This window comes from Caballeronia glebae (assembly GCF_001545035.1).
GTDB lineage: Bacteria > Pseudomonadota > Gammaproteobacteria > Burkholderiales > Burkholderiaceae > Caballeronia > Caballeronia glebae.
The window spans coordinates 1-1,027 of sequence record NZ_FCOJ02000175.1; the positions used below are offsets into that span (position 1 = coordinate 1).

Annotated in this window: 1 protein-coding gene; it reads right to left on the minus strand. The window is 61.7% G+C overall.

Going from position 1 to position 1,027, the window contains the following annotated elements; genetic code table 11:
- Positions 1–1,007, minus strand: a 1,007-nt coding sequence (locus AWB82_RS36675; RefSeq protein ID WP_143757004.1) for an FAD-binding oxidoreductase, incomplete at its 3' end; no start/stop codon positions are given.
- Positions 1,008–1,027 lie beyond the last annotated feature (20 nt).

A 1,027-nucleotide genomic window follows, 5' to 3' on the forward strand; every position in this document is an offset into this window, starting at 1 on the left:
TGTTGTTCGAGCGTGTAGTTCTTCTCCATCTTCACTTCGCCTTCGAGCACTTTCGCGCGGCACGTGCAGCACACTCCGCCCTTGCACGCATACGGCAGCGCGAGCCCTGCCTTCAGACCCACATCGAGCACGCTCACGCCTTCATACGGCAGGCGCAGCTTGCGCTTCTTGCCGTCGATGACCAGTTCCAGCTCCGCCGCCGGCGTGCTCTCCGTGATCTCGATGGCCGGCGCCCCCGCTTGCGGCAACGGCGTGCCGAAGCGCTCAACATGAATCTGCTTCGGCGCCACGCCCGCATCCTTCAACGCGGCCTCAGCGGCATCCATCATCGGGCCGGGACCGCAGATGAACGCTTCGTCGATCGCTTCCGGCGACAGCAAGGTCGCGAGAAACGCCTTGCACTTCTGCTCATCCAGCACGCCGTTGAACAACTCCACGTCCTGCAAATCGTCGGATAACACGTGATACAGCGAGAACCGGGACATATACCGATTCTTCAAATCCTCCAGCTCTTCGGCGAACATGATCGCGTCCACGCTGCGATTGCCGTACACCAGCGTGAAGCGGCTCGTCGGCTCCATGTCCAGCGTCGTCTTGATGATCGCCAGCACCGGCGTGATGCCCGAGCCGCCCGAGAACGCCACGTAATGCTTCGCGTGATCCGCGTTCAGATGCGTGAAGAAGCGGCCATCGGGCGTCATCACCTCGATCTCATGGCCGGGCTGCAAGGTATCGAACGCGAAGTTCGAGAAGCGTCCGCCGCGCACGCGCTTGATGCCGATGCGCAATTCGCCATCGCGATCGTAGTCGGTCACGCCCACGCAGATCGAATACGAGCGACGCGTCTCCTCGCCATCGATATGCGTCTTGAGCGTCACGAACTGACCCTGCGTGAAGCGAAACGCATCGCGCAGTGCGGGCGGCACATCGAACGAAACGGTGACTGCATCGGCGGTTTCGGGTCGCACGTCGCGAATGCGCAGCGGATGGAATTGCGGAGTCGCCATGTTTTTTCGGCTCGCTTTCG